Source organism: Methanofollis liminatans DSM 4140 (genome assembly GCF_000275865.1).
GTDB classification, from domain to species: domain Archaea; phylum Halobacteriota; class Methanomicrobia; order Methanomicrobiales; family Methanofollaceae; genus Methanofollis; species Methanofollis liminatans.
Window position 1 is genome coordinate 801,211 of the sequence record NZ_CM001555.1, and the last position, 26,395, is coordinate 827,605.

At 55.9% G+C, this 26,395-nt stretch carries 24 protein-coding genes and 1 pseudogene; 9 read left to right on the plus strand and 16 right to left on the minus strand.

Features of this window, described 5'->3' with window-relative positions; all coding sequences use genetic code 11:
• Positions 1-3: 3 nt before the first annotated feature.
• The gene (locus METLI_RS12715; protein WP_004038286.1) at positions 4-1,461 is read left to right on the plus strand and encodes a DUF362 domain-containing protein; all 1,458 of its coding nucleotides are present in this window, start codon (positions 4-6) and stop codon (positions 1,459-1,461) included.
• A gap of 292 nt (positions 1,462-1,753) precedes the next feature.
• Positions 1,754-2,857 (plus strand): glycosyltransferase family 4 protein, encoded by a 1,104-nt coding sequence (locus tag METLI_RS12720; RefSeq protein ID WP_083838656.1) that lies wholly within the window; start codon positions 1,754-1,756, stop codon positions 2,855-2,857.
• A gap of 112 nt (positions 2,858-2,969) precedes the next feature.
• On the opposite strand, the gene METLI_RS04065 is transcribed toward METLI_RS12720, so the two are convergent.
• The 13 genes and pseudogenes from METLI_RS04065 to METLI_RS04110 form a co-directional block, all read right to left on the minus strand.
• Positions 2,970-4,220: a nucleotide sugar dehydrogenase gene (locus tag METLI_RS04065; protein ID WP_004038289.1), complete on the minus strand. Its 1,251-nt coding sequence runs from the start codon at positions 4,218-4,220 to the stop codon at positions 2,970-2,972.
• Positions 4,202-5,128, minus strand: coding sequence for an SDR family oxidoreductase (locus METLI_RS04070; protein ID WP_004038290.1), 927 nt, complete (start codon positions 5,126-5,128; stop codon positions 4,202-4,204). The genes METLI_RS04065 and METLI_RS04070 overlap by 19 nt, the downstream gene beginning before the upstream one ends.
• Positions 5,129-5,369: 241 nt before the next feature.
• Positions 5,370-5,764, minus strand: a pseudogene (locus METLI_RS13640) (IS1634 family transposase); the annotation flags it as partial.
• A gap of 361 nt (positions 5,765-6,125) precedes the next feature.
• Positions 6,126-7,769 (minus strand): ArnT family glycosyltransferase, encoded by a 1,644-nt coding sequence (locus METLI_RS12725; RefSeq protein ID WP_004038291.1) that lies wholly within the window; start codon positions 7,767-7,769, stop codon positions 6,126-6,128.
• Between the two features lie 101 nt (positions 7,770-7,870).
• Complete coding sequence (locus METLI_RS04075) at positions 7,871-9,073, minus strand: glycosyltransferase family 4 protein (RefSeq protein ID WP_004038292.1); 1,203 nt, start codon at positions 9,071-9,073, stop codon at positions 7,871-7,873.
• On the minus strand, positions 9,049-9,714 hold the full coding sequence (locus METLI_RS04080) for a PHP domain-containing protein (protein ID WP_004038293.1): 666 nt from the start codon (positions 9,712-9,714) through the stop codon (positions 9,049-9,051). Before METLI_RS04080 ends, METLI_RS04075 begins: the two co-directional genes overlap by 25 nt.
• On the minus strand, positions 9,695-10,846 hold the full coding sequence (locus tag METLI_RS04085; protein WP_004038294.1) for a carboxylate--amine ligase: 1,152 nt from the start codon (positions 10,844-10,846) through the stop codon (positions 9,695-9,697). Before METLI_RS04085 ends, METLI_RS04080 begins: the two co-directional genes overlap by 20 nt.
• Positions 10,827-12,242 (minus strand): polysaccharide deacetylase family protein, encoded by a 1,416-nt coding sequence (locus METLI_RS04090; RefSeq protein WP_004038295.1) that lies wholly within the window; start codon positions 12,240-12,242, stop codon positions 10,827-10,829. The genes METLI_RS04085 and METLI_RS04090 overlap by 20 nt, the downstream gene beginning before the upstream one ends.
• An 81-nt stretch (positions 12,243-12,323) precedes the next feature.
• Positions 12,324-12,968, minus strand: a complete 645-nt coding sequence (locus METLI_RS12730; RefSeq protein WP_169313798.1) for a class I SAM-dependent methyltransferase — start codon at positions 12,966-12,968, stop codon at positions 12,324-12,326.
• A 129-nt stretch (positions 12,969-13,097) separates the two neighbouring features.
• Positions 13,098-14,189 carry a DNA topoisomerase IV subunit A gene (locus tag METLI_RS04095; protein WP_004038297.1) on the minus strand — a complete coding sequence of 364 codons (1,092 nt, stop codon included), beginning with the start codon at positions 14,187-14,189 and terminating at the stop codon, positions 13,098-13,100.
• Positions 14,186-15,985, minus strand: a complete 1,800-nt coding sequence (locus METLI_RS04100; protein WP_004038298.1) for a DNA topoisomerase VI subunit B — start codon at positions 15,983-15,985, stop codon at positions 14,186-14,188. Before METLI_RS04100 ends, METLI_RS04095 begins: the two co-directional genes overlap by 4 nt.
• Positions 15,972-17,204 (minus strand): histidine--tRNA ligase, encoded by a 1,233-nt coding sequence (gene hisS / locus METLI_RS04105; RefSeq protein WP_004038299.1) that lies wholly within the window; start codon positions 17,202-17,204, stop codon positions 15,972-15,974. Before hisS ends, METLI_RS04100 begins: the two co-directional genes overlap by 14 nt.
• Before the next feature lie 44 nt (positions 17,205-17,248).
• The gene (locus METLI_RS04110) at positions 17,249-17,557 is read right to left on the minus strand and encodes a hypothetical protein (protein ID WP_004038300.1); all 309 of its coding nucleotides are present in this window, start codon (positions 17,555-17,557) and stop codon (positions 17,249-17,251) included.
• 49 nt (positions 17,558-17,606) lie between these two features.
• On the opposite strand from METLI_RS04110, the gene larB reads away from it, so the two are divergent.
• From larB to METLI_RS04125, 3 genes are read left to right on the plus strand one after another with little or no spacing between them, the layout of a single operon-like run.
• Positions 17,607-18,383, plus strand: coding sequence for a nickel pincer cofactor biosynthesis protein LarB (gene larB / locus METLI_RS04115; protein ID WP_004038301.1), 777 nt, complete (start codon positions 17,607-17,609; stop codon positions 18,381-18,383).
• The gene (locus tag METLI_RS04120) at positions 18,380-18,886 is read left to right on the plus strand and encodes a nicotinamide-nucleotide adenylyltransferase (RefSeq protein WP_004038302.1); all 507 of its coding nucleotides are present in this window, start codon (positions 18,380-18,382) and stop codon (positions 18,884-18,886) included. The genes larB and METLI_RS04120 overlap by 4 nt, the downstream gene beginning before the upstream one ends.
• A gap of 41 nt (positions 18,887-18,927) precedes the next feature.
• Positions 18,928-20,244, plus strand: a complete 1,317-nt coding sequence (locus METLI_RS04125; RefSeq protein WP_157203211.1) for a coiled-coil domain-containing protein — start codon at positions 18,928-18,930, stop codon at positions 20,242-20,244.
• Here METLI_RS04125 and METLI_RS04130 read toward each other — a convergent pair.
• Positions 20,207-20,935, minus strand: a complete 729-nt coding sequence (locus METLI_RS04130) for a metallophosphoesterase family protein (protein WP_004038304.1) — start codon at positions 20,933-20,935, stop codon at positions 20,207-20,209. The two genes, METLI_RS04125 and METLI_RS04130, sit on opposite strands and share 38 nt — an antisense overlap.
• 50 nt (positions 20,936-20,985) lie before the next feature.
• Here METLI_RS04130 and METLI_RS04135 point away from each other — a divergent pair, with 50 nt between their 5' ends.
• Together METLI_RS04135 and METLI_RS04140 are read left to right on the plus strand one after the other, a co-directional pair.
• A complete protein-coding gene (locus METLI_RS04135; RefSeq protein WP_004038305.1) occupies positions 20,986-21,330 on the plus strand; it encodes a hypothetical protein in 345 nt (114 codons plus the stop codon).
• A 20-nt stretch (positions 21,331-21,350) separates the two neighbouring features.
• Positions 21,351-21,830 carry a hypothetical protein gene (locus METLI_RS04140; protein WP_004038306.1) on the plus strand — a complete coding sequence of 160 codons (480 nt, stop codon included), beginning with the start codon at positions 21,351-21,353 and terminating at the stop codon, positions 21,828-21,830.
• Between the two features lie 979 nt (positions 21,831-22,809).
• On the opposite strand, the gene METLI_RS04145 is transcribed toward METLI_RS04140, so the two are convergent.
• The gene (locus tag METLI_RS04145) at positions 22,810-23,130 is read right to left on the minus strand and encodes a hypothetical protein (RefSeq protein WP_004038307.1); all 321 of its coding nucleotides are present in this window, start codon (positions 23,128-23,130) and stop codon (positions 22,810-22,812) included.
• Positions 23,131-23,178: 48 nt separating this feature from the next.
• On the minus strand, positions 23,179-24,351 hold the full coding sequence (locus tag METLI_RS04150) for a redox-regulated ATPase YchF (RefSeq protein WP_004038308.1): 1,173 nt from the start codon (positions 24,349-24,351) through the stop codon (positions 23,179-23,181).
• A gap of 42 nt (positions 24,352-24,393) precedes the next feature.
• Between METLI_RS04150 and METLI_RS04155 the strand changes: the two genes are divergently transcribed.
• Positions 24,394-24,984 (plus strand): pyruvate kinase alpha/beta domain-containing protein, encoded by a 591-nt coding sequence (locus METLI_RS04155; protein ID WP_004038309.1) that lies wholly within the window; start codon positions 24,394-24,396, stop codon positions 24,982-24,984.
• Positions 24,985-24,986: 2 nt separating this feature from the next.
• Positions 24,987-25,838 carry a DUF7847 domain-containing protein gene (locus tag METLI_RS04160; RefSeq protein ID WP_004038310.1) on the plus strand — a complete coding sequence of 284 codons (852 nt, stop codon included), beginning with the start codon at positions 24,987-24,989 and terminating at the stop codon, positions 25,836-25,838.
• The last annotated feature ends 557 nt before the right edge of the window (positions 25,839-26,395 follow it).

Genomic DNA, 26,395 nt, shown 5'->3' on the forward strand with positions numbered 1-26,395 from the left:
TAAATGGAAGACGTAGCAGTCGTACAGGATTCAGGTATAGACTATTGCCGAGAAGCACCCTTCCATCCTTCAGTTAAATACTCAGAATATCCCTTTCAAAATTATAGCAGGGTAAATTTGGTATACAATGCAGTCCGAATGCTATTTCTCCGCTTGGGTCTAGATAGGGAGCATTACAACACTAAAGACTGGAATCCACTGGGTCAACTGATCTCACCAGGAGATGCTGTAGTCATAAAACCCAACCTAGTCCGCCAATATAATCCCAAAGGCAGTATGGATGCACAGATCACCCATGGATCAGTTATCAGAGCGGTCCTCGACTACGTTTATCTGTCTCTCAAAGGGGAGGGATCCATCACTGTTGGCGACGCCCCTGTTCAAAGTTGTAACTTTGAAGACGTCGTAAAGATTGCCGGAGTTGATAAAATTGTTGAATATTATAATTTAAATGCAGAGGTGAAAGTTAGGTTAATCGATTTTCGGAAATATACGGGGTATCCTCAGATCTCTGGAATGATGGCGCGAACCGAACTTCTTGGGGACCCAGAAGGCTATACACTCGTCGATTTAGGTAAGTTTTCTGAATTTTCAGGTAAGGATGATGACTGGAAGAAATTCCGAGTTACAAACTATGATAGTGAGGCAATGCAAAAATATCATAACGACAATAGCCATAGTTATCTTGTCGCAAATAGCGTCCTTCATGCCAATGTTATAATCAATCTTCCCAAGTTGAAAACACATCGGAAGGCTGGTATGACCTGCGCTCTGAAAAATATGGTAGGGATCATCGGGTCAAAGGACTGTCTACCGCACCATCGAATAGGGGCGCGAAACGATGGAGGGGACGAGTACTTACACAAAGATCCACGGAAAAGCGCACTCACCAGGTTACATGAAATTCAGGACACGACGAAAAATTCAGTAGTTGGAGCACTCGGACGGGTAGGAGAATATGTCATTCGTGGAACACAGTGTATCATCCCCTCTTCTGATATTTATAATGAAGGAAGTTGGTACGGAAATGATACAATTCCTCGAACAATTGTGGATATAAATAAAATTCTATTATTTGCTAATAAAAATGGCTTATTAGAAGTGAATCGTCAGAGAAAGGTATTTACTATCGTTGATGCTATCGTCGCTGGTGAAAGAGAAGGCCCCTTGGAGCCTAGCCCAAAATCTATTGGAACATTGGTTGTCGGAGAAAATTCTGTTGCTGTTGACCTTGTGTGCAGTCAGATTATGGGCTTTGACTACCACATAATTCCAACTTTAAATTATGCACAGTCATCTCAAAAGCTCAAGATCTGCGGAGATCTGGCTGATACTATTCAGGTCCATGGGGATGAAGTCATTAAACTGAGCGAAGTATTTGAGCGCTATGGGCATCAATTCTGCCCAACATCAGGATGGAGGGGGCATATAGAACATGAATCTATGGAGGACTTAGATTAACCTCCCATCTGAGATGCGCCATTTATAAACCATTTATATCTGGCTGGTATTGATCGAGTGGTTTTTTGAAGTCTTCTATGGAATATTGAGGATCCTATGCCGGAGATCTGGTTTCAGATGAGATTCTACGACAATCTAAAGGTTATATTGGAAAAAAATCCTATATACTGGCGCAGGCTCTGGAACTCTATTGGGGAGACTTCCCCGAGCGATAGCAGTATAACAAATTTAAATATTTTTGGATCATTCTTCAGAAAATGCATTATATAAAGTCGAATTACTTATTCATAACGTGTACAAAAAAATGAGAATTGCACTTCTTGTAATGATGTTCCCTCCAAAAAACCTTGGAGGCACAGAAATAGCATCATATAATATAGCGAAACATCTCGCTCGAAGAAATCATGAAGTCCATGTGATTACATCTTCTGATCCCGGAGTTCCTAATTATAAATCTGAATCCGGTTTTTTTATTCATCGCACAGTTCTAAATCATACGAAATATATTGGAATAGTATTATTTGCTATTACTAGCATGATTCAAGTTACAAAGATCCGTCCTGATATAATTCATGCACAGAACATAACCATGGGCATGATCGCATTTTTTGGAAAAAAATTTTTCAAAATACCATATGTTGTATGGGGAAGAGGATCTGATGTCCACTTACAATGGAAGTTTAAAAAATATGTATCAAAAATAGTACTAAACAATGCAGATGTAAGTATCGCACTCTCTCAAAATATGAAGGACGAGATGCAAAAACTCTCAAAAAAGGACATATATGTTATACCAAATGGGATTGATCCAGCAATATTCAAAGAATCAAAAGTCAAAAAAGATTACACTGGAACAAAAATAATCTATGTGGGTTCATTATTACCTATAAAAGGAGTTAAATATCTCATCAAAGCAATGCAGATTCTTCATCCAACAAATCCAGATATTCATCTTACAATCGTTGGAGATGGTAGTGATCGTAGATCTCTCGAACAAATGGTACATGAATACGCCCTTGTGCAGAACATCAGTTTTGTGGGCAAATTACCTCACAAAGATATACCACAGTGGCTATGCAACAATAATATTCTTGTTTTACCAAGTAATTCTGAAGGTATGCCGAACGTCCTTCTTGAAGCTATGGCAGCAGGACTCCCCGTTGTTGCCACAAATGTAGGCGGTATACCGGATATCATCAAGAATAAAAGAAATGGATATCTTGTTGAACCTAAAAACCCACAAGAAATTGCAGAAAAAATCCAATATCTGATCAATAACTCTCAGATGCGCAAGATCATATCCGAACAAAATAAAATGGACAGTCAGAGATACAACTGGAACAATATCGTTCAAAATTTGGATTCTCTCTATTCGAAAGTATTAAAAACAGATTAAGTCTATCCTATGCCAGATCGCCAACCTATATTCCGTTATCCTCCATCTCGACTACATTACAGACGACTAAACTCCTAAACTCTGCAGTAACAACAGTGATGACATTCATCGTTCAGACTCTCTGATAATAATATCCAGCACGAACCGCTATCTCACCATTGAATATCCCTCGGACATCAATAAGAACAGGGCTTTCATTCATGAAACTCCCTATATCATCCAGAGACATCTTCCTGAACCGGTCATGGGCGACGACCACAATGACACAGTCCATTCTGATATTCAAATTGTCCACAGTCTTTACACCAAAGCCCTCAATCTGATCGTCTGACAGAAGTGGATCATAACCATAAACGTCCACATCGAACTCCTTGAGTTCGTGGATCATCTCGCTGACCGGGCTCTCCCTGGTGTCCGGGACGTTCTCCTTGTAGGTGAGGCCCATGATCAGTACCTTCGAGTCCCTGATCACCTTGCCAGCCCGGTTCAACTCCTTGATCGCCATATCGGCGACATGCCCGGGCATGGAGTCGTTGATCGCACGCCCGGCCAGGATCACTTGGGGGTGGTAGCCGAGTTCCTGCGCCTTGTAGACGAGGTAGTAGGGGTCGACCGGGATGCAGTGGCCGCCGACGAGGCCGGGGCGGTACTGGTGGAAGTTCCATTTGGTGCCGGCAGCCTTTATGACCTCCTGGGTGTCGATGCCCATCTTGTGGAAGATGAGAGAGAGTTCGTTCATAAGGGCGATGTTCAGGTCGCGCTGTATGTTTTCGATCACCTTCGCCGCCTCGGCAGTCCTGATGTCGGGGGCGCGGTAGACGGTGGTGATGAGGCCGTAGAGGTCGGCCAGGGTGTCGCCGGACTCGGTGTCCATGCCTGCGACGATCTTGGTGATCTTCGCGAGTTCGTGGGCTTCGTCTCCGGGGTTGATCCGCTCGGGGGAGTAGCCGACCTTGAAGTCCTTCCCGCAGACAAGGCCTGACTCCTGTTCGAGGATTGGCCTGACAATCTCGTCGGTGACACCGGGGTACACCGTCGACTCCAGGACGACGATCGCACCGGGCTTGAGGTTATGGCCGACAGTGTGCGCCGCCGACTCGACAAAGTATAGGTCCGGCTCCTTGGTCTTCTTCACCGGCGTCGGGACGCAGATGGAGACGAAGTCCGCCTTTTTGATCTCTTTTGGATCTGAGGTCACGTGCAGCGGTGCCTTGGTAGTCTCGGCGATGTGCCGCGCTTTTTCCTCGACGATCTCGTAGCCGATGGTGTTGATCTTCTGTGCAAATGCTTCTGCAAGGGGCAGGCCTACATAGCCGAGCCCGACGACGCAGACGGTCTTATCCTTCAGTGATTCCTGAACCATGCGATTGTCTCCTTGAGTCCTGCTTTGAGGTCATACTGCGGTGCATACCCGAACGCTGCCTGTGCCCGGGAGATGTCGGCGAGGGAGTCCCGCACGTCGCCCGGTCGGGGCGCTTCGTGGACCGGTTCGACGTCTGTGCCCACGATCTCCATGATGGTGCGGGCGAGCGTCAGGAGGTCGATCCGCTCCCCGCAGGCGATGTTGAAGGCGCCCTGCGCATCGTTCTCCATCGATTTTATGTTGGCCTGGACGACGTTTTTGATATAGGTGAAGTCGCGGGTCTGTCCTCCGTCGCCGTAGATCACCGGCGGCCGGCCGGCCAGGATCTGCTTCACGAAGTTCGGGATGACCGCGGCGTACTGGGAGTTCGGGTCCTGGTGCGGGCCGAAGACATTGAAGTACCTGAGGCAGACGGTCTGGAGGCCGTAGAGGTCGGAGAAGACCGACGCATAGTACTCGTCGGCGATCTTCGAGACGGCGTACGGGGAGAGGGGGCTCGGGATCATGCCCTCGTGCTTCGGGAGGGTGGGTGTGTTGCCGTAGACCGACGAAGAGGAGGCCATCACGACCTTCCTGACGCCTGCGTCGCGGGCCGCGAGGAGGACGTTTAAGGTGCCGGTGACATTTGCCTCATGCGTTGCCATCGGGTTCTTTACGGAGCGCTGGACGCTCGGGAGGGCGGCCTGGTGGAAGACGCCGTCGGCGTCCGTGAAGAGATTCTCAAGGAGGGGTGTGTCGTTGATGTCGCCCCTGACGAATGCCACATCTCCCCTCTTGATGAGCCCTTGGAGATTCTCCATCCGCCCAGTGGAAATATTGTCAAGGATGATCACGTCATGGTGTTGCGCAAGTTCTTCAGAGAGGTTTGAACCTATAAACCCGGCGCCTCCGGTGATTATATATTTCATATGTACCTCATAATTCACGGAATTATTATACATACTATGCTAGTTACTCATTTAATATGCATTGCGAATTAGGCCAATCAAACGAAATATTGGCTGGTATGAAAATAATCCTATGAATATGTAGAGCATCCTCTAGAACAGCATGCTTCTCTTTGATCCCGGTCATCACTCGGCGTTCAACTTCCTGATGATATATACTGCCTGAGTGAGGATTTGAATCTGATATTCCGCGGTTCTTTGATCACAAATAGTAATTTTCGTACTCCTTCCCAAGCAACCGGAGTATCTCCCACAACTCTGGAGTCATATTGGTAACAAGCACTGTCACGCCCTCCGCTGCCCGGAACCTCAGTTCCCTGACTCCCTGGAAGAGGAAGAACGTCCATTTCAGGGTCAGGTTCTAGGTCTACTTCTTCGTCTGTCCGATCACTTTTTCACTGGATTTATGCAGTTTTATCCTCAAACTGAACTCTTTAATCGAATAGATAAACAGACCGAGAACTATGATCATCGCCAGTGCCTAGATCCGGGATGGCTTCTTGAGAAAGATCTCCGCCAGCATGAACGAGAGATCCTTGAGAAAGTGGAATCCAGTTCTACCGCGCCCTGCTCCTTGTAGTTTTTCAGGAGTTCATCGTTACACCGCTGATGACATGAGTCACCGGCAGAAAATATTTGACGATGGAGAAGGAATGGTCAGCCAAGGAGACAGGGCACAGACAAATTATAGAAGATCTGAAACACTACAAAAAGTATTTCCTCGAAAGGAAAGAACGCATCAGCAAACAGACACAATGGATTCAAACCAGATTATCCTTCTCTACGTTATGCCGCCCGACAAACGGGTAGTGAAATGCGCAAGCCATATGCGTGAAAAGGCGCACGTGTGGTTCCTGGAAGGGGGGAGGAGGCAACATCCTCTCCCTATTCGACGAAGGAATGATCAAGCAAGGGGACAGGGCTCAGACAAATTACAAAAGATTTGATACACTCCCGATTAGTGCGAAAGGTGGGATTCATACTCCTGACACGTACGTGATTCAACAGAGCGGATTTTATATACGACCCAACCCGATGGGTGAATTATATCTAGAATTTCGTATTTAGATTCTATATAATTTATAATGTGTTCTAAATCGTAAATCCAAGAGTATGTCGAGTCAGCTCTTTGATTTATCCACTTTTCTCTCTTTGTATTATTAATTGGGGGAACTATTGCATTTGTGTGTGAAGTATCAATTATTAGTAGTGGCTTGTTTATAATTATCTCTCTGTAAAATTGTTCGATCATTTCTGGCTTTTGATAGTGTGCTGTAAGTAATGGATATTGATAGACATATTTTGAAGGCGATTCCCTTTTTGAGAGGAAATTTATTGTTGTTTCGGCGCCCCAAACTAGAACATAATCATTATCATTAGTATTATTCAAAACAGTTGTTATTATGTTAGATCCACTGATTTTGTCTGGTTTATAATTGCAGTGAATAGATACTATCGGAGATGTGAGGAGTGCTGTAATTAGTATTATGTAGTACATATTGTTTATATTAAATGAATATTTTTTAATAGGATTTATATCCTGGTGGGATTTATCTTGTGATAACAGTGTGTAAAAAAAGTATGTCGTGAGTATTGCGAATGATGGTAAACAACTCATGAAATAATGCCCATATCCCCTACCGGAATATCCAATTAATACTAATTCTAGGGGCAAATCTATTAGGGCAATGATAAGTATTATCCTTATATTTTTGATATTTTTTTTTAGAATCATTGTTTGATAGAGTCCATAAACCCAAATTCCAGTTAATATTATTAGAAAAAGTTGATTTATAGTGGAGCCATAAATAATCGATTGAAATTTTGTCAATATTGGAGTTGCTGAGTAACATGCATTATAGATTACTACAGCATCATATAATTCATAAAATGCTTGTTTATAGGAGAAGTAGATACTCATGATGATTATTGGAATAAAAGTTCCAAATGAAATTAGTATGGAATACTTACATCCTTTAGTTATTTTATCTGCTGGCGGTAACAGGATAAATATGGCGGCAATTACTGAAACTGTTATACCAAATAGATTTGGCTTAAGTAACATTAAAATTCCTGAAAATAAACCAATAATGAAATAGAGCCCTATGATATTCTTTGAATATGCATAATAATATATTAGTAGGATCAGAAATTGAAGTGGTAGCGCATATTCTGTTGTAAGATTTCCACCTTGTATAAGTGTCGAAAAGCAAGATATCCACAATACCGAGCCGAGGAGTGCACATTTAATATTAAATATATGTATAAGTAATTTAAAACAGACTAAACTTGCAATAAGCAGGGATATTAGTTCAACAAACCAAACTCCCCAAAGAGAGCCTTGTCCTATTAACAATCCGAATGCATTAATATAGAATATTGCAGGGGGTTTATGATCCCAGATGTCTAAATAGGGCGTTTTTCCTTCCAAAATTTGTTGGCCGATATACAGGAAGACACCGGAATCTCTGCTTGGAATTGGATGTAAGGGCGGTGTCAGGGGAATCAGTATAGATACAATAATTGCTATTATTACGATTAATGATGCCAATAATGGCGTCTTTAGTATATTGTTTGATTTTTTACTACGTTTTGTAGGCATATGTCACATCTAGTCTTGCTTTTTTAAATCGATAATCCTCTAGAAACTGCTAAATATTTGTGAATATCCTTTAACCAGTGATAGACACTTATATTGTTAATTTATTCAAACATGTCAATATTTCTTCGAATCGATCCATGGTAAATATTAATTATTTTTTGAGATATAATTTGCCCTGAGAACTGGTTGCTATATTTGATGATGGATTGTGGTTTCCATGATCTGTCAAGGGTAAAAATTATTTTTTCAGCCAATTCTCTGGAAGAACTTGAGGAGCATACCAATCCATAGTCATTAGATATGATAATTTCTCGAACACCCCCCACATCACTCCCCACAAACGGCCTCCCGCACCCAAGGCACTCAAACATCACCGTCGGGTTCCCCTCATTCAAACTCGGCAGCACAAACACATCGCATGCATTCATCCATATCGGGATCTCCTCATGCGGCTTCCCCCCCACAAAGCGAACATGCTCCTCCAGCCCGAGAGCCCGGACCTGCCTCTCAAGCCTTCCCCTCAGCGGCCCTGACCCCACGATCACGCAGAGCACATCCTGCCGCTCCTTCACCACCTCAGCCATCGCCTCCACAAGGTAGCGGTGCCCCTTCACCTCGACAAGGTTGCCGACCGCAAGCAGGATCTTTCTGTCCGGAGGGAGACCCAGCGTCCGCCGGCACTCTGCCTGATCGCGCGGGTAGAAGAGGTCTGACCTGAAGCCGTTGGGGATGACATGGACCTGCTTTGTGATCCCGAGGCTCCTGATGCACTCCTCGTTCTTCCTGCTCACCGTGATGATCGCATCGGCGGCTTCGAGTGTCCGAACGATTCGATCTCTCCACTCCTGATCCCTGAAGGGGAGATCATAGATATCGTAGCCGTGGGCGGTTACCACAAGGGGTATGCCATACTTCTCCTTCAGGAGCGCCCCGGCATACCCGTTCGGCCAGAGGAAGTGGGCATGGATAAGGTCGCACTCGATCTGTTTCTTCTGTATCAAATCGTCAACCGCCCTGAACAAGCGGTCTCCAAGAGACTTTTTCATCAGATCAAGGGGGAGATAGGGAAGGTTACAGGGATGTACAAAAATATTCTCCGGCAAATGCGATAGGTCCAGGATCGAACGCAGCCTGAACGGTTTCAGGCGCTGTACAGGCAGATAGTCTGCAATCTCGGCAAGCGTATTGTGGCAGACACAGACATCCACCCGCTCAAACTCTGGTGCGATGCCCTCGGTCTGATCTTTTACAAAGGTGAGATAGTGATCTGACAGCACCATCAGAGAACTTTTCTTGCCATCCATCTTCCGCCCTCTAGAATGAGAGATATAAATTCCCCCTTCCTTATGTGTCCGATGACCTGACTGGAACAGATATCCCACGTACTGGCATATCTGGTGCAGAGTGTCTCTTTCAAGATCCAGGTATCGTTTGTGTACGTCGCCTTTACGTTTCCGATCTCCCGAAATAGGTGGGCATCACTCCCAATGAGGCCTCTTTTCCCGAGATTGGATGCCAGCTCCAGGGCCTGAGCATTCTGATCAGGGGTGCTTCGTGCGTTCCAGACCTCGACCAGATCGACAGCTTCCGCAAGATCCTGAATAGAACGGTGACTCCGGTAAGGATGAGGCAGGACTGCCACCCCACCCTGCTCTCTGATCTCGTCGATCACCTCTTCCCACACGCGGGTTCTGATCTCCTCCTGTATCCCGAGCCCTATGATGTCACCGGCATCGGACTTCACCTCCGAGCCGACAATGACCCGGATACCGGACTTCTCTTCATACTTTCTGCCTTCAAGTCCTCCTTGAATGGTGTCGTGGTCGGTGATCGCCACAGCATCCAGCCCCTTTTTCTTTGCGACAGAGAGGATCTTCTCCGGGTGCATAAGAGAATCATGAGAATACCTGGAGTGGATATGAAAGTCAGCGACGAACCTGTCCATGAGCCCTCCAGAACCTGCCCTGCGCCACCCTGAGGAGGAACTCTGCGCCGGTCATCCCGATCTCCACGACATTTGGTACGATATCAGCCGGTTCAACATCCGAACGCGTACGGCCATCGAAAAATTCCCGCGCAATCTGGGGTATCGCGCGGGGATTTGTCATCGCATGGAACAGTTCCCCAGGAAAGAGCCACCTGAACCTCGTGCCAACCTGATACTCAAAGACAGGTTTGATATCCCCGTCCAGTGCCATCTTGCACGCAAGATAGGGAAAGTCCACACTGGAAGCAATGGCAAGGTCCAGAGATCCCCAGAACTTCGGGTTGATCTCCATCAGCACGTACTCCCCATTCTGTGCATCCTTTTTGAACTCAACCATGGCGACGCCATGCCACCTGAGTTCGTCCAGCATTGCCAGTCCGCATCGCTTCAGCTCCGGGTCGAAGATACTCTCCGCGCAGGTGCTCGGCCCACCGGTGACGGGGTATTCCCTGATTCGCCGGTGCATAAATATCGCCCGCGGCTCTCCATGATTATAGAGGGCAAAGAACCCATAGCCATCGCCAGGGATGTATTCCTGCACGATCGGCAGGTACCTCGATATCGATGAAAACCGGGAGATCAGTTCCTTCGGCGTGTTTGCATAGCCGACATACCCGGCCTCCTCAGCACCCTTTACAACAACAGGATATCGTAGTTCTCGCGCAAGTTCCCGAACTTCGGGAACACTGCGGGGATAATAGGTTTTTGGTACACGCACACCTACTTTTTCCGCAATTTTAACAGTCTCGTCCTTATGACCGGCTAGATCTAGAGCAGCAGGATCAGCTATGGGAAGGTGTACGTGGTCTTCCAGTTCATCTCTTATCCCGGAAAGCTGCATGACAGCGGCGTAACTGATAGGGAGGAGCACGTCATAATGATCCTTTTTAACGATATCAAGAACTTTTTGCGCATAGGAAGGGTCTTTTTTTGGGTCCGGAGCAGAATGGCGAGATTTACAGTATCGTGAATAGAAAGATATACTGCAGGAAATGTGTGACACGACACCGACGTCCACCCCCTGTTTGCCAAGGGATCGAACTGCAGCAAGGGTATGTTTATAATTCCCGTCAGTCAGAAGTACTTTCATTCACGTTCACCAGAATTTCCTGAGATGAAAACCGTAGATCAATATATCCTGCTCCTTCGATATAATCCCCCTTTATTTTACCAATATTCACAGCATCGGTGTGGATCCGTATCATCATTTCAGGGCGAGGAAGATCCGGTCCGATTCCGGACATTTGGATTCTAATGCCGCCAGGTACGCGCTTGGTTTGGAGGACAACATCAGAACGAGCGGTGAACCAATGCGCCGCCTCTCTTGCGGGCACCACCCACGCCCCGTCCTCAACCGCCCTCTCCACCAGCATACGATAGAAGCCGCCCCACCTTTTTGGCGCCGCCATGCTCACCTGGTGCCACAGAAGGGTGACGACCCCCCCATACTTCTTTGCATACGCCAGCACCTCCTCGCACCGGCGTATCGCCTCCTCTTCTGAGAGGCGAAGGCACGTCCCGCGCCCCCCATCGTCAGACGAATTCCAGGTCTTCCCCCCGAACAGCCCCCCGTCCTGGGTGATCAGGGGCACCTCCAGCAAACGCCTGCACCCGCGCGGTCGGTAGGGCTGCATCGTCCCGGCCCTGAAGCCCACATCATCGTTATACCCGATGGTCGAGTCATAGGCGTATCCCGCCTCGTCGAGTATCTTCCAGGTGTCCTTATTGAAGAGCAGCCAGTGGACGCGCGTCCCTGCCTCCGCACCAGTAAGGCCTGACACGCGCAGCAACTCCTCCCGCGCCGCCCCGGCATCCCGCCAGTTGTCGAGCCCGTGCACACCGACCTCCCAGCCACCGTCGGTCAATGTCTTGATCAATCCGGGGTTGAGATCATAGTAGCCGGCCCGGATTGCGGGTGCACTCTCGCCTGCCTTCCCCTCCTCAGGCAGGAAGAACCAGGTCGAGCGCACGCCGAGTTCTTCCTCAAGCTGCATCCACTCCTCGAAGCAGTTCCAGGGATCCTTCCCGACCCCGCACTTTGCCCCGAGAATCTGGGCGGCGTCCTTCACCATGCCCTTCCGCAGGCATTGGTACACCGCATACCCGACCGAGACCCAGCGCCTCTCACGCGCCGAGGTGATGTCCACGTCATGGGTGAGTGCGACGATGTACGGGTGGCCCCAGGGCACCGGCGGGATCTCCACAAGGAGGGTGTGCTCCTTTAAAATCTGGCGCAATTCATCGATGAGGATATCGACCACCGGTTCGTGGCAGTGAGGCAGGCCTTCATTTAAAATCCGCGCAATTTCGGCAAAATAGTCCTTCTCAGAGAGATCCACGAGGAAGGCACCAGCCGCATCGACCCCACCCTTGCGGGCGATGACCACATCATAAGTGTGCGCAGGGTCGTACCACTCCCATGGGATCTTGAGGAGTCGGAATGTATCTTCGACGGGGGAGGGATCAAGATAACAAACACCAATCATTCACTTCCTCTGTTCCTGAATTCTGGCGTATATTCCATTTTAGATCACGTAGTACCATACATGTTTGCAAATTGCAAACCATTATTTCATTTGAACTATGCAAAAATAATTTGCACCCAATCCAGATATCAGCCCGGACACACATCGATCGAGATCTAATAGTCGCTGAATACAAGATTTTCCCAACATTGATTCTATTTTATTGGAAAAAACAAACAGAATACCATTTGTCTGCCAAGAAACTATATGCGATTCCTCATTCTCAAAACTTTTTTGATAGAAATAATATGGGATCCTGTAATGCCAGTCAATCTCTGGAATTTTTCCTAGGAGGAAAGGAATTAAACTCTTAATGAACCCTCCAGAGTAAAATAAAGAGATGCAATTTGGACCACTGAATAGAATTGTCCCTCCAGGATTCAGGGACTGTTTTATTTTTTCTATGAATATCTCACGAGAATTTGGGGAAATATGCTCGTATACCTCAAAGAAAAGAATAACATCGTACGTCTTGTCTGACTTCCATTTTAAAAAATCAGCCTTATGATAGACTACATTAGGATGATTTATTACCCGATCAGAGCGGAGGTCAGGATCAACAGCATCAACCTGTGCACCAAGATCCCCAAAAATTGCAGAATAATACCCTCGATTACATCCAATATCTAGACAACTATGTATCGGAAAATCATGGTTCAGAAGATATTTAATTGCATCTTGAACCATTACAACCCGGAGATAATGGTAATATCGGGTCATAAAGGCATCAACATTATTTATATTATTCAGATATGATTTCCAGGATAAAGATGATAGATCGATGTTTGAGATTTCTTTCTCATTAAGAGGAGTCAATTACAGCACCCCCATCTCACTCAACCTTGCCGGCAAATACTCCCTCGTCACGAAATCCAGCCCCCGCGCCGCGAACGCCTGCTGTTCAGACTTCAGCCCCATCTGCAGCTGCAGCGCGATCTGCTCCCGCCAGTAATCCGTCGCAAACCGCGGGTCGGTCAGCTCCGCCTTCAACGCCGCCACGTCCTGCTCGGAAAGATGATCCGCAGGAAGATCATAATCCCGAATATCAGAGGGCTGCACCCCGATGAACTGAGCCTGCGGCGTCGCCAGCAACTCCGACATATGCGCTGCCTTGATCGAGCCGTACGCCACCGAAGCGTAGATCCGGTACGACCAGGGGTCGCCGTCGGTGAATACGACGACCGGCAGCCCGAACTCCTCGTGGATCCGCTTCAGGAGCCGCCTTGTGGACCGGGCAGGCTGTCCCTTCAGGTGGACGAGCGCTGCCCCGTACTCCTCGTCGAAGCCGTTCTCGATCAGGCGGGCGTACATACCGCCGGTCTCCAGGGCGATCACGAACTTTGCGTCGTGGTCCAGAAACTCAAGGGCGTCGACGTTGTTCGGGATCTGGTAGCCGGTCTCGCCGACGTTGTCCTGGCAGTGGATCTCCTGCACGCCCCGCCGGGTCTTCTCCCGGATCCTGATCGGCCCGAAGATCGAGGCCCCGTCCTCTTCCGGGCGCAGATGATAGATCTCCCGCTGGATGTCGGTGAGGATCTCCAGGTCCTCGACGACCCTGTTGCTCTCGTCCTGGGCGCCGAACTTCGCCCCCTTCCAGCCCTCGGAGATGTAATACATCTCTCTTAAGGTCGAGGAGCGGTTCTCGGCGAGCTGCTGCTTCAGAAATCCGATCACGTACGCCATCTTCAAGAGGTGCGAGGCGCCTTTTGCGGTCTGGGCCGAGCGCACGCTCTCGCGGTCGCCGTACTTCCAGACCTCGGAGGCGTCGTCGTACTCGATGTTGTGCTTCGTTCGCGTGGGAAGGCTGATCGAGGGGATCTGGCCCTCCACGAGCTGGTCGTACCAGCGCTCCGCGATCCCCATCAGCCGCGCACGCCCCAGCGCCTCCATCTCCTCCTTTATCGTCATAGGTGCATCACCACTTTCTTCGCTTCATCGACGCCGCGCACGTCCAGCATCCCGCCGCCCCGGCCAGGGTAGGCGGCGTGCCAGCCCTCGCCGGGCCCGAGAGCGCAGTTCCAGACGCGCGTGAACTCCCCGTCGAGTTCGCTCGCAAAGTCGGGCTTCGGCTCAGCCCCCTCGCCGGCGTCCGAAGAAATATCATAGATCACCAGGGCGAGGTTCTCGTGGGTGTGGTTGTGGACGTCGATCCGCACCACACCGTCCTTAACGCTCTTGCGCGCCACCAGCCGCCGCATGATCCGCCCCTCGATCGCCGAGATGTCTGGCACCGGCCGCTCCACAATCTCCGCCACCTTCTCAGCGATCGCCGGCATCACGGCGCAGACCGCCCGCGCCCGATCCTCCTGCTGCCGGTTCCGGTCCCGGCGCGAGAGGTAGGCCTTCAGCTCGCGCCCGAGGTCCTGAAGGGCGAGGGTGATCTCCTTCTCGACCTCGGGGATGGAGGCCACGGCGTCCTTGCTCTCAGAGGTGAAGGGCACGTTCGTCGAGGCCACGTGGACGAGGACGAGCACCGGCCCGTTCGGGAGGCCGGCCTGAGAGAGGCCGTAACTCTTCCAGTTCACGTTCGAGACGGCGCTCGTGATCGCGCAGGCGCCCTGCTGGTAGATCAGGGGCACCCGGTTTGCAAACCGCATCACCTGCGCCGTCCCGTCGGCGGTGAGTTTGCCGCCGTAGCCGATCGCTGCCTCCACCACGAAGGGGTGGCCCGAGAAGACCGAGGGCGGGCGGGTGCGCGCCTTCACGAAATCGAGCTGGAACTCCTTCTCGAGCCCCTGCGTGATCAGCTCCTCCCCGATCGGGGAGAGGCACTGGCTCATCGGCGGCGCCGGAACATGCACCGACTGCATCGCCGCAAGCAGGGCCTTCTGCGCCTCGGCGCCGAGGGCCGCCATCCGGGCCTTGATAGGGAGGCCGGCCGCCCCGGCGATCTCCTCGGCGGTCTTCTTCCCGACGCGCGAGAAGCTCTCGACCAGGAAATCTTCGAGCGTCGCCTCGGGCATCGCCGCCGCCATCCGCTTCAGGGTGCCGAGCTCGATCCCGTGCGGGTGAGGCTTGATCGCCTGCGGCGACCTGATCACCTCGTCGGAGACCCGCTCGAAGGTCGTCGCCTCGCCGTCGATCTCGACGCGGATACGGGCGTGCGGGTTGACGACCGCGGTGTACTTCAGGTAGTCGATCAGGCGCTTTCTCGCCGCGAGGGAGCTGGTGAACTCGAGTTCGATCCTGGTGCCGTGCGTCCGGTCCCAGGCGACCTCCTCGTGCTCCAGCACCTGCGGCTCGTTCGTCTCGGTCTGGATCATCAGGGAGAAGCGGTGGGCCGGGACTTTTGCCGAGGTGCGGGAGACGACCGCCGCGGGCGTCCCGGTGGTGAGCTGCGCATACAGCACCGCCGCCGAGATCCCGATCCCCTGCTGCCCGCGCGACTGTCTGATCTGGTGGAAGCGGGAGCCGTACAGCAGTTTTCCAAAGACGTACGGCACGTTCTCCGGGACGATCCCGGGGCCGTTGTCCTCCACGGCCACGCGGTATGCATCCGGAGAGACCTTCCGCACCGAGACGAAGATGTCGGGGAGCACCTCGGCCTCCTCGCAGGCGTCCAGGGCGTTGTCCACCGCCTCCTTGATGGTGGTGATGATCCCCCTCACCGGCGAGTCGAAGCCGAGGAGGTGCTTGTTCTTCTCGAAGAACTCCGCGACGCTGATGCTCTTCTGCTGCTTGGCCAGGTCTTCAGCGAGCGCCACTGCCCGTCACCTCAGCGATGGCACTGGCGACCGTTATCTCGCGCTGCTCCCCTGCGTGCAGGTCTTTGAGGGTGACCGTCCCGGCCTCGGCCTCCCGCTTGCCCACGATGCAGGCATAGTCCGCCCCTTTTGCGGCATGGGAGAGCTGCGCCCCGATGCCGCGTTCGAGGAGGTTCACCTCGGCCCGCACCCCGGCGGCGCGGAGCTCCCGCGCCACCGCGAAGGCGTGCACCTGCATCTCTGTCTGGGCGAGGACGGCGACCACCGGCAGGCTGGGCGCCTCGACCGCGCCCAGGGAGACCATCACCCTATCGAAGCCGATCGCAAACCCGCAGCTCGCCGTGTCCTCGCCGCCGAAGAGGTGGGTGAGGCGGTAGTTCCCGCCGCCAACCACCTGGTTCTCGGCCCCGAGGTTGTGGGCGAAGCCCTCGAAGACCATGCCGGTGTAATAGTCGAGCCCCCGGGCGATCCCGAAGTTCACGGCGTAATCGATCTCCTCGCCCTCCAGGATCGAGAAGATCCCGCGGATCCGGTCTGCCTCAGGGATCTCTCCGCAGATCTCGAATGCCTCCTCGGGATCGGCGCACGAGACCAGGCCCGAGAGGGAGGACTCGAGGTCTGCCTGACCGCAGGACTGGAGGCAGGCCGCGAGCCCCTCAAGGTCCCGTTTGTCGAGGTGGCCCATCACCTGGCGCTGGAGGGCGGGATCGACCCCGGCGAGGAGGTGCTTCATCGGGGCGAGGAAGCCCACCTTCAGGTCGTAGTCGAGGCCGACCGAGCGGAGGAGATCGTCTGCCACCATGATCACCTCGGCATCGGCCGCCGCCGAGTCCGCCCCGATCAGCTCCACGCCGAACTGCCAGAACTGGCGGTACCGCCCCTTCTGCGGCCGCTCGTACCTGAAGCAGTCGGCCACATAGTACCAGCGGACGGGTTTCGGGATCGACCGCCCCTCGTTGACGAACATCCGGGCGACCGATGCGGTCACCTCGGGCCGCAGGGTCATCTGGCGCCCGCCCTTGTCCTCGAAGGTGTACATCTCCTGCCTGATGTTCTCGCCCGAGCGCATGGTGAAGAGCTCGACGTGCTCGAAGGTCGGGGTGCAGACCTCGCCGTAGCCCCATCTTCCGGCCGCCTCGCGCATCCTCGCCTCCGCGGCCCGCCGCTGCGCCATCTCGTCAGGCAGAAAATCCCTGGTCCCTCGTGGTTTCTGAAGCATTCACTCGACTCCTTGGTGTACAGGTTTGGGGCGCCTGTCTTATCTTACCTGCGCCGGGCCTTCCCGAGAAAGCGGGTCGGCGCGCTCTCGTTCCCCTGCCAGACCTGCTCCTTCTGCACCCGCCCCTGCAGGTACAGGGCGAGCAGCACCGCCCCGAGGGCGAGGAATTCGAGGTCCGGCGAGGTGTACGCCATCAGAAAACCCGCGAGGGCGAGTGCCGTATAGAGCACCCCGCGGTACGCCGCCTGCCGGTAGCCCGGGAGGGCGGTGCGGTAAAAGATCCGTGCGTCCCGCAGCCAGAGGAAAAAGGTCGCCGCCGTCCCGAACCCGGCCACGTAGAGAAGATATGTCATCCGGGTGGAGTTTTAATTATCCGCCCACATAATACTGTAGTATCTGACCATGACCGCGGAGAAAAGCCTGAAGGAGGTGCTTGCCGCCCATGCCGCCGGCAGGCTCTCCACTGACGACGCACTCGACCTGATCTCGGGTCTGCGGATCGAGCAGGTGGGGGAGCTTGCACGGATCGATCTCGGCAGGGAGATGCGCTGCGGCATACCCGAGGTGGTGCTCGCCGAGGGGAAGGAGACGGCCGATCTCGTCTCGATCATGGAGCGCCACTGCGCGGCGGCCGGCCGCTGCCTTGCGACCAGGGTGACGCCGGCGCAGGCAGAGGAGGTGGCACGGGCCGCCGGCGCCGCCGGGCTCTCCTGCCGCTACGAGGAGCGGGCGCGCACCCTCGTCCTCTCGAACGGACGGGAACCGGCGAAGAGCGGCGGCATCGTCGGGATCCTCACCGCCGGGACCGCCGATATCAGGGTCGCCGAGGAGGCGCGGGTCGTCGCCGAGGAGATGGGCTGCGAGGTGCGGACCGCCTACGACGTCGGGGCGGCCGGCGTCCACCGTCTCTTCCCGGCGCTCAAGGACCTCTCGAAGGCGCATGTCTTCATCGTCGCCGCCGGGCGCGAGGGCACGCTTCCGGCCGTCGTCGCCGGCCTCGTGGACAGGCCGGTGATCGGCGTCCCGGTCTCGACCGGCTACGGGTATATGGGCCAGGGGCAGGCGGCGCTTGCGAGTATGCTCCAGTCCTGCGCCGTGCTGACGGTCGTGAACATCGACGCCGGTTTCGTGGCCGGGGCGCATGCGGCGCAGATCGCAGCCCTCGCGGGGCGACGATGACGCGGGCGTTTTACATCGGGCGGTTCCAGCCCTATCACAACGGCCACCACTCAGTGCTGGAGCGCATCGCTCCCCTGGTGGACGAGATCGTGATCGGGATCGGCAGTGCGCAGCTCTCCCACGAGGTGGAGAACCCGTTCACCGCGGGCGAGCGGCTGATGATGATCGCGGCGGCCCTCGAGGAGATCGGCGTCCCCTATTATGCCGTCCCGATCGAGGACCTCCGCAGAAACGCCCTCTGGGCCTCGCACGTCTTTTCCATGACGCCGTACTTCGATATCGTCTACTCGAACAACCCCCTCGTGATCAGGCTCTTCGACGAGGCCGGCATGCGGGTGAAGACCCTGCCGATGTACCGCCGGGACACCCTCTCCGGGACCGAGGTGCGCCGGCGCATGGTCGCCGGGGAAGAGTGGCGGAGCCTGGTGCCAGCCCCGGTCGCCGCGGTGATCGACGAGATCAACGGTGTCGAGCGGCTGAAACAGATCTCTTCCTCAGATTGAGGGCGGCCTGAAACCCTTTATATTAACGCGCCGATAGATCGATGATGTTCAGGTTTCTCAGGGGTCTTTTCGAGAAGGAGGAGAAGCCCTTTACCCTCACCGTCAGGGAGGCGGGGGGATGGCTTGAGGAGCGCGAGCGAGAGGTGGAGGAGGGGCTGCGGACAAAGACGGCAGAGACCCGCACCACCGTCGCGGACTGCCTCCAGGGCCTCGAAGAGGTGCTCCGCGACCTCGAGGCTGCAGAGGGGCGGGAAGATATCCACCCGAAGCTGCGGAGCGTCACCGATCGCTCTCTGCCAGTCTTCATCCCGGCGATGCGCCAGCAGATCGCCCGGCACCTGCCCGACGACCCCGACGCCTTCTATGCTGCGGCGGCCGATCTCCTCGCCGCCCTCTTAAAGGTCCAGAAGGGGCAGGGCCGCTACCTCTCCGGGGTCTTTCCCGAGGAGATGAAGGAGGCCAAACACCTCACCGCCGGGATCGGCCGGTCGCTCAACGACCTCACCGGTATCGTGAAGGAGGCGCGGGAGGCGCAGGGCCGGATCGACGGCGCACGCGCGGCGCTGGCGGATCTTGAAGCGGGAGGGAACGATCTCCGGTCGGCCAGAGCGGCGATCCCCGCTCTGAAAAGCCGCATCTCCCGGGCAACGTCCACGATCGCCGAAAAAGAGGAGCTGGTCAGGATCCTCAGGGACGATGCAGATTATCTCCGCTGCCTCGACCTCAGGGAGCAGGTGGAAACGCTCTCTGCCGGTGCTGCGAGGGCAGACCAGGACCTCAGGAACCTCGGCGCCCAGGCGGCCCGCGTGCTGCGCAAGGCCGAACGGATCGCAGAGCGTGCCGGCGCGAAAGCCGATGCAAAGGCGCTTGCCGGATGCACCGCCCTCCTCGACGACCCGGCCGCCGCCGGCTCGGACGCCGTGCTGGCCGCCCTCCCCCCCGCGGCGGCGATGGTGAGGGCGCAGATCGCCCGCGGCGACCTCGCCCTGAAGGGGAAGGAAGATCTCGCCCTCTTCGGCGAGGACGACCGGATCGGCCAGGCCTTTCTCGACGCATTCAGCCGGTGCGCCCTGATGAAAGAGCGGCTCTCGGCCGCGCAGGAGGAGGTGCGGTCATGCAGCCTTCCGGGTGAGATTGCAGACCTTGAAAAGGAGATCGCGGCGCTCTCCGCGGGTATAGAAGCCGACAGCACAGATCTTCGGGCAAAAGAGGAGGAGATCCTCCGCCTGGAGGAGCGTCTCCCTGCCCGCGCCCGCACCCTGCACGATGCCCTTGAAACCGTCGCGGGTCGTCCTCTCTCCCTTGAGGGGGAAGGCTTTGTCATAGTCGCAGAAACGAAAACCGCTCGAAATCGGTGACGGCGAACTCGGGGTGCGGCCCCATGCACGCCCCGACCCGAAGAATGGCCGGACGGTCGAGGGCGACGGTGTCGGAGGCCGGCAGCCCTTCCCCGCCTTCGTACCTGATCCGGCGGTTTACAATCGCATTTCCCTCCAGCAGGCAGCAGATGGGCGTGTGCTGGTGGCCGCAGCAGAGGTGCCTGAGCCCCCGGCGTTCGAGTTCTGCAAAGGCCATCTCCGGCGTGTAATGGTAGCCCGAGAGCGACGGCCCGGGCCGCTCTGCGAGGCGCTGCCAGAACGGCTGATCGGTGAGGGCGTCGCCCAATCTGAGCGGCCCGCCGTGCACGAAGAGGGTGCGGTCGATCACTGCCTCTGCCGGGAGGTCTGCGATCCCGCCGAGAAGGGGCGACCCCGCGAGGGGCGCGTGCGCGCGGATGCTTGCGGCGTCGCTCCCGCTCACCGGGATCCCGTGCACAAAGGCATGGTCGTGGTTGCCCAGGAGCGAGATGACCCGGTACTCCGTTTTGAGCCGTTCCATTGCCGCAAGGGTCTCGGCCGGCGCGCAGCCGCGCCCGAGCAGATCGCCAAGGCTGACGATGCACTCGATATCCCCAAAAAGTCCGGCGAATCTTCGGCCCTCCAGGAAGGATGCCACCTGCTCAAGTGCCCGGGCATCGGCATGGACATCTGAGAAGACGACGACGACCACACCTACGATCTACCACACCTTCATTTAAAAGTGCGGCGCACTATTGTGTGATGACAACAGGGCAAGGGGTTCTGGATCGGCTCTGGCTTGCCGTTCCGGTCGTATCGTTCGGCGGCATCCTGGTATCGGCGCTTGCAATCTTCACAGCGGGCGACCCGATGTATGTAGATCACCCGATGTGGGCGATCGGCCTCTGGGCGAACATCGCGGCGTCGTTTATGCTCTGTGCCTATGCCTACACCAGGCCGAGAAAAGATTTCGTGGCCCTGCTCGCTCCGATGTATGCGGTGATCATCTTCCTGGCCGGCGACTTTTCCACCGGTCCTATCATGCAGGTGCTCTTTGCCGCCTCGATCACCATCCTTGCAGTCAGGGTCGAGAAAAAGTTTCAATGATGGGAGAGGAGGATTAGCATATGGGACGGGTAGAGAAATATTTCGAGGCGTATATCGAGAGGATCAGGCCGGCATTTGAGGGGATGGACAGAGAGACCGCGCACGCCGTGGCCTCGGCGCTGCTTGGCTTCAAGTTCGGCCTCTATGGCAATGCGGTGACCCGGGCCGACACGGCGCTCGAACAACTGGCCGCCGCCGCTATGCCGCAGGCGCTGCTGGCGGCCCTGCGGATCCTGAGGACGAGGGCCGCCGACCTCAAAAGCGCGGTCATCGTCTCAGCCTCCCTCCCCGACTTCGCCCCTGAGGACCGGGAATACCTCGCGATGGACCTGCCCGCCGACCTGATCGAGGACGCACCGACCTACACCCTCGACAACGCCCTCCTCCTCCTCTATGCAGTCGGGTTGATCGCCTCGCCCGACGACGAGCAGGCGCTCGATGAACACCGGGGCTTTCCCCTGCAGATCCTCGGTTCATACAGGAAACCGCTCGATCTGTGAATAAATCTTTTTTTGGCACTCATGTCCTGAAAAAATGGCTTTGTAGAAATCATCACTTTTCCGGATGCGAGCGTAATTCATTCGCTTTCCCCCATCTTCGCGCCGGGGGTTCTTAACCCCGGACCCCCCGCGTGCAGTTGTCCTGGATAGGGGAGGAGGGGCCGGGCGGAGCATCTCTCGATGAAAAATGATGGATGGGCGTGCCGGCGAGGTTTGCCCATCCCTGCCCCAATCGCAACCGGCGGGGGGACCGGGGGGCAGCAGGCCCCCCCGGCAGAGGCGTACCCTGATATCCCATACAGTCACATAACGCCCGCACCGCGCCGGGGGTTGCACCCCCGGACCCCCGCGCACGATTGCCCCTGGATATGCAGGGGCAGGGAGGGCAGATTATCTACCGGAAAAAATCCTGATGGCCTGTCTGGAGTATTTTTCTCGTCCCCGCCCCGCAGTTTTGAGGGGCACTGATCCCGCATCTGCTCTCGGAAACTGCCGGGCAATGGCTTCGTCCAGACCATCTCGTAGCCTGGTTCCACGATAAAGGGCAGATCTATCATACCCTTACCAAAGCACCTTCAAGCGATCTCGATTGTTTTTGTAGTGGGGCATTTCAACAAAGCCGAAAAAATAGCACGATTGGACCGGGAAGGCGCAACGAGATCTCCGGAGAGAGCGATCCCAAGCCCTATCGCAGTTTAGCAGGGTGGCATCAGCCAAACGCGCTGCCCATTCCCCTACGAAAGATCCTGGGATCCGGGGGTGAACACTCCGGCGGCAGCGTTGGGAAGGCGTTTGATCGGTACGCTGGTGGCGGGGTGCCTTTAGCAGATGCGATAGGGGGCGGAACCGCCATCTCTGCAGGCCCCGTTGCGCCGTCCAGATCTTATCTGCAAAAGACTGGTGAGACCCCAGGCACCCCGGGGGGTGAACCGGGGTATGGCATCAGACGGTGGCCCTCATGAAACGGGCGGAAAAATGATTATAACGAGTCGACCGAGATCCCTTCGAAGGACTCGGCGATCTCCCTGATCTCCCTGACGCCGAAGGCCGTCTGGACCGAGACGAGGTCGATCTCGGCGGCGCACGAACACATGTAGTCGAGAATATCGACTGAGAGCTCCTTGTGCTGCTGGCTCTTCCTGAGCTGGTCCATCAAAAACGACATTTTCTCAGGTCGTTCCGCCCGCAGTTTCGCAAGGGAAACGACGCACATAAAGATGCGGCTGAGGTTGCGGTCGCTGCCGGTGATCGTGTCGAAAAAGTTTCTGAGCACCTGCGCCTGATAGACCTCGCCGCCCATGGATATCAGACCTTCATCGCCGCTGTTAAAAAAGGTATCTTTTTTCTCTCACTTCCGGGTGCTCACGATCTTGATGATGTCGCCGTCCTTCAGTTCGGTGCTCTCCTTGATCCGCATCCCGCTCCGGGCGTCGACGGCGTAGAGGAAGCCCTCGCCGATCTCGGTATGGACGCGGAAGGCGAGGTCCTTCGGGGTCGAGCCCCGGCGCATCAGGAAGGCGTCAGGGAGGACACGCCCCTGCTTGTCGGTGCAATGGTGCTCGTCCTCCACCGGGTAGACGACGATCTGGTCGAGGAGTTCGAAGACCGCCCGGTTGATCGCCTGCTGGACGCCGGTGCCGCCATGCTTCTGCATCAGGAGGCCGAGCCGCTCGATCCCGGTCCGCTGCGCAGCGGTGAGTTTCGCGTCCGCCCTGATCGTAAACGAGAGGTCGCCGGGTATATAGTCGATGAACCCGCCCTCGGCCGCCATCCTGAGGGCGAGTTCTGCGGCGGCGCTTGCGGGCATGCAGCCGACGCCCTTCAATGCGTCGAGCATCTCGTCCGAGGCGGTGTCCATCTTGTTGCCGACGAAGAGCATCGGTTTGGTCTTCTGGAGCAGGAGGTCGCAGAAGGGGGCGAGGTCTTCTTCAGAGGCCCGCCTGAGGTCGATCCCGACCTCGTCGGCGGCGTCCTTCACGTCTTCGTAGGTGATCGCAAGGCCCGCGAGCACCCCGGCGACCCCGTCGTAGACGTCGGAGAGCTTCGACTGGGCCTGCCGCTGGAGGCGGGGCCAGTGCTTGGCAAGGATGCCGACGACCCACATCGTCATCTCATAGCGGAGGAAGGCGATGTCTTCCCTGGGGTCGTGGCTTCCGGCGTCCACCGGGTTGCCCTCGGCATCGGTGGCCCCGCTCGCGTCGATGATATGGAGGATGGCGTCGGCCTCCCTCAGGTTGTCGAGAAACTGGTTCCCGAGCCCCTTGCCCTTATGGGCATCGGGCACCAGCCCGGCCACGTCGATGAAGGCGACAGGCACGAACCTGACGCCGTCCTTGCAGGCGGTGCAGCCCGAGAGACCGAGGGTTTTGCACGGGCAGGTGGTGCGCGCGTAGGCGACGCCGTGGTTGGCGTCGATGGTGGTGAAGGGATAGTTGGCGATCTCGACCTGTGCCATGGTCGCGGCCTTGAAGAAGGTGGACTTACCGCAGTTCGGTTTGCCGGCGAGTGCGAGCGTAATCATAACAACTCTCTTTTACGTCTGCACGCTTATTAATCTGGTACCATGGGCTACATCACGCGGAATACCTATTACTTCGATACGCCGGGCGAAGCGAACACCGCGGACGCCGCACGCTTTGCGGTCGAGCGCGCGCGGGAGGCCGGGATCGGGACGGTGGTCGTGGCCAGCACCTCGGGCAGCACCGCCCTTTCGTTCCTCGAAGCGATTGCGGGCACGGGCCTCCGCCTCGTCGTGGTGACGCATGTGGTCGGTTTCTCGACGCCGGGTGTCAGGGAGTTCGACGAAAAGGCGGCTGAAACGCTTCAGGGGGCCGGGGCGACGATCGTCACCGGCACCCACGTCCTCTCCGGCCTCGAGCGGGCGATCTCCCGCTCGCCAAGACTCGGCGGCGCTTCCCGGACCGAGGCGATCGCCGAGGCGTTGCGGCGCACCGTCGCCGTCGGCCTGAAGGTGGCCGTCGAGTGTGTGCTCATCGCCGCCGATCAAGGGGCGATCCGGGTGGACGAGGAGGTCGTCGCCGTCGGCGGGACGATGAGCGGCGCCGACACCGTCTGCGTCATCAGGCCGGCCCACACAGCAACGTTCTTCGACCTGCAGGTGCGCGAGATCGTCGCCATGCCCAGGAACCGGTGATTATGGTCTTCGCATCGTTCAGGAAGGCCCTGAGCCTCCTCGTTAAAATGCCGCTGATCTGGACGGCCGGCATCGTCGTTGGCATCACCGCAGGGCTCGACATCTATCTCGAACTCTCAGGAGAGACCTTCTTTGCCGGAAAGGTCCTCCTGCTCGGGCTCCTTCTCCTCCCCTTCTTCGTCGCCGGGAGTATGGGTGCGATCAAGCGGGACGACGGCAGTCCGGCAGTGTTTCTGGAGGAAGGGAAGAAACACTACTTCCGGGTCCTCCTCCCGGCAGTCGTCCTCCTGTTTGCGGCGATCGTGACCATCTTCCTGGTCGCCGTCCCGCTCTCGCTCATTGCCGGGGAGAACGCCGTCGAGGCAGCGGGTTCGACGGCACTGGGCGTGATCCTCTCGTTCGCCCTCTTCGCCTACTTCTACGACGTTGCGGCGGTCCGGGACGAACTGGGCGTCTTCGCCTCCCTCCAGCGGAGTGCGGCCTTCGTGCTCACCGCCTTTACACGGACTGTTCTTTTCTATGCGGCAAATGTTGCGGCGCTCCTCCTCGTAGGGTTCGGGGCGATCTTCCTCTGGACGGCGCTCCTCTACGACCGCCTCGCCCCCCTGGCCGAGAGCGGGGAACTGGCCCTCATGGAAACCGCCAACGCCACGGCGGTGCAGGCGCAGTTTGCCGCCCTCCTCGGTCCCGAAGGGGTCTGGGCGACCGCTCTCGTCTACGCCGTCGTGATCGCCCTCTTCGTTCCCTTCGCCATCGCCTTCAAGGCCGCCTTCTATGAGAGCCGCGGTGCCGTGGAGGCCGCCGCCTCTCAGGTGGGGGAGTACGACGAGAAGGGGCGGTGGTACCGCTACTGAGCGGTGCCGTCAGAATATACTCTTTTTCTGGTCGCTGCCCTCTCACGCGGGGATCCCGGGTTGACCCGCGGCCCCGGTGTAGTTGATTTTCCATCACTCACGCGAAGGCGCGAACCATCCTTTCCCCTGCTCCCTCGTTCCTCTCCTCCCCGCGCTGGGAGTTCTTACCCCCGGACCCCGCGCATGATTGCCCTGGATGTGCGGGGGACGGGCCGGGCGGTACGGCTCTCGATGAAAATTCTGGGTGGTCGTGCTGGAGGGTTTTGTGGGTTCCTGCCCCCAATCGTATCCTGCAGGGGTGTGTCGGGGGGGCAGCGGGCCCCCCGGGTGGTGTCTGCCCGGGTTTTCGGGAACCTGTATGTTCTCGGCGCGAGGATGTGGATGTCGCTCTGATGGGTGGAGTGGACACTGCCCGGGGGTTGCACCCCCGGACCCCTGCGCATGATTGCTCTGGATGTGCAGGGGACGGGCAGGGTGGTACGGCTCTCGATGAAAATTCTGGGTGCTCGTGCTGGTATGGTTTTGTGGGTTCCTGCCCCAATCTCATTCGGCGGTGT

Excerpts from the sequence above, each read along its gene's own strand:
- METLI_RS12715 (WP_004038286.1), top strand. The coding sequence starts at position 4 with ATGGAAGACGTAGCAGTCGTACAGGATTCAGGTATAGACTATTGCCGA.
- METLI_RS04065 (WP_004038289.1), bottom strand. The coding sequence starts at position 4,220 with ATGGTTCAGGAATCACTGAAGGATAAGACCGTCTGCGTCGTCGGGCTC.
- METLI_RS04070 (WP_004038290.1), bottom strand. The coding sequence starts at position 5,128 with ATGAAATATATAATCACCGGAGGCGCCGGGTTTATAGGTTCAAACCTC.
- METLI_RS12725 (WP_004038291.1), bottom strand. The coding sequence starts at position 7,769 with ATGCCTACAAAACGTAGTAAAAAATCAAACAATATACTAAAGACGCCA.
- METLI_RS04075 (WP_004038292.1), bottom strand. The coding sequence starts at position 9,073 with ATGGATGGCAAGAAAAGTTCTCTGATGGTGCTGTCAGATCACTATCTC.
- METLI_RS04080 (WP_004038293.1), bottom strand. The coding sequence starts at position 9,714 with ATGGACAGGTTCGTCGCTGACTTTCATATCCACTCCAGGTATTCTCAT.
- METLI_RS04085 (WP_004038294.1), bottom strand. The coding sequence starts at position 10,846 with ATGAAAGTACTTCTGACTGACGGGAATTATAAACATACCCTTGCTGCA.
- METLI_RS04090 (WP_004038295.1), bottom strand. The coding sequence starts at position 12,242 with ATGATTGGTGTTTGTTATCTTGATCCCTCCCCCGTCGAAGATACATTC.
- METLI_RS12730 (WP_169313798.1), bottom strand. The coding sequence starts at position 12,968 with ATGGTTCAAGATGCAATTAAATATCTTCTGAACCATGATTTTCCGATA.
- METLI_RS04095 (WP_004038297.1), bottom strand. The coding sequence starts at position 14,189 with ATGACGATAAAGGAGGAGATGGAGGCGCTGGGGCGTGCGCGGCTGATG.
- hisS (WP_004038299.1), bottom strand. The coding sequence starts at position 17,204 with ATGCTTCAGAAACCACGAGGGACCAGGGATTTTCTGCCTGACGAGATG.
- METLI_RS04110 (WP_004038300.1), bottom strand. The coding sequence starts at position 17,557 with ATGACATATCTTCTCTACGTGGCCGGGTTCGGGACGGCGGCGACCTTT.
- larB (WP_004038301.1), top strand. The coding sequence starts at position 17,607 with ATGACCGCGGAGAAAAGCCTGAAGGAGGTGCTTGCCGCCCATGCCGCC.
- METLI_RS04120 (WP_004038302.1), top strand. The coding sequence starts at position 18,380 with ATGACGCGGGCGTTTTACATCGGGCGGTTCCAGCCCTATCACAACGGC.
- METLI_RS04125 (WP_157203211.1), top strand. The coding sequence starts at position 18,928 with ATGATGTTCAGGTTTCTCAGGGGTCTTTTCGAGAAGGAGGAGAAGCCC.
- METLI_RS04135 (WP_004038305.1), top strand. The coding sequence starts at position 20,986 with ATGACAACAGGGCAAGGGGTTCTGGATCGGCTCTGGCTTGCCGTTCCG.
- METLI_RS04140 (WP_004038306.1), top strand. The coding sequence starts at position 21,351 with ATGGGACGGGTAGAGAAATATTTCGAGGCGTATATCGAGAGGATCAGG.
- METLI_RS04145 (WP_004038307.1), bottom strand. The coding sequence starts at position 23,130 with ATGGGCGGCGAGGTCTATCAGGCGCAGGTGCTCAGAAACTTTTTCGAC.
- METLI_RS04150 (WP_004038308.1), bottom strand. The coding sequence starts at position 24,351 with ATGATTACGCTCGCACTCGCCGGCAAACCGAACTGCGGTAAGTCCACC.
- METLI_RS04155 (WP_004038309.1), top strand. The coding sequence starts at position 24,394 with ATGGGCTACATCACGCGGAATACCTATTACTTCGATACGCCGGGCGAA.
- METLI_RS04160 (WP_004038310.1), top strand. The coding sequence starts at position 24,987 with ATGGTCTTCGCATCGTTCAGGAAGGCCCTGAGCCTCCTCGTTAAAATG.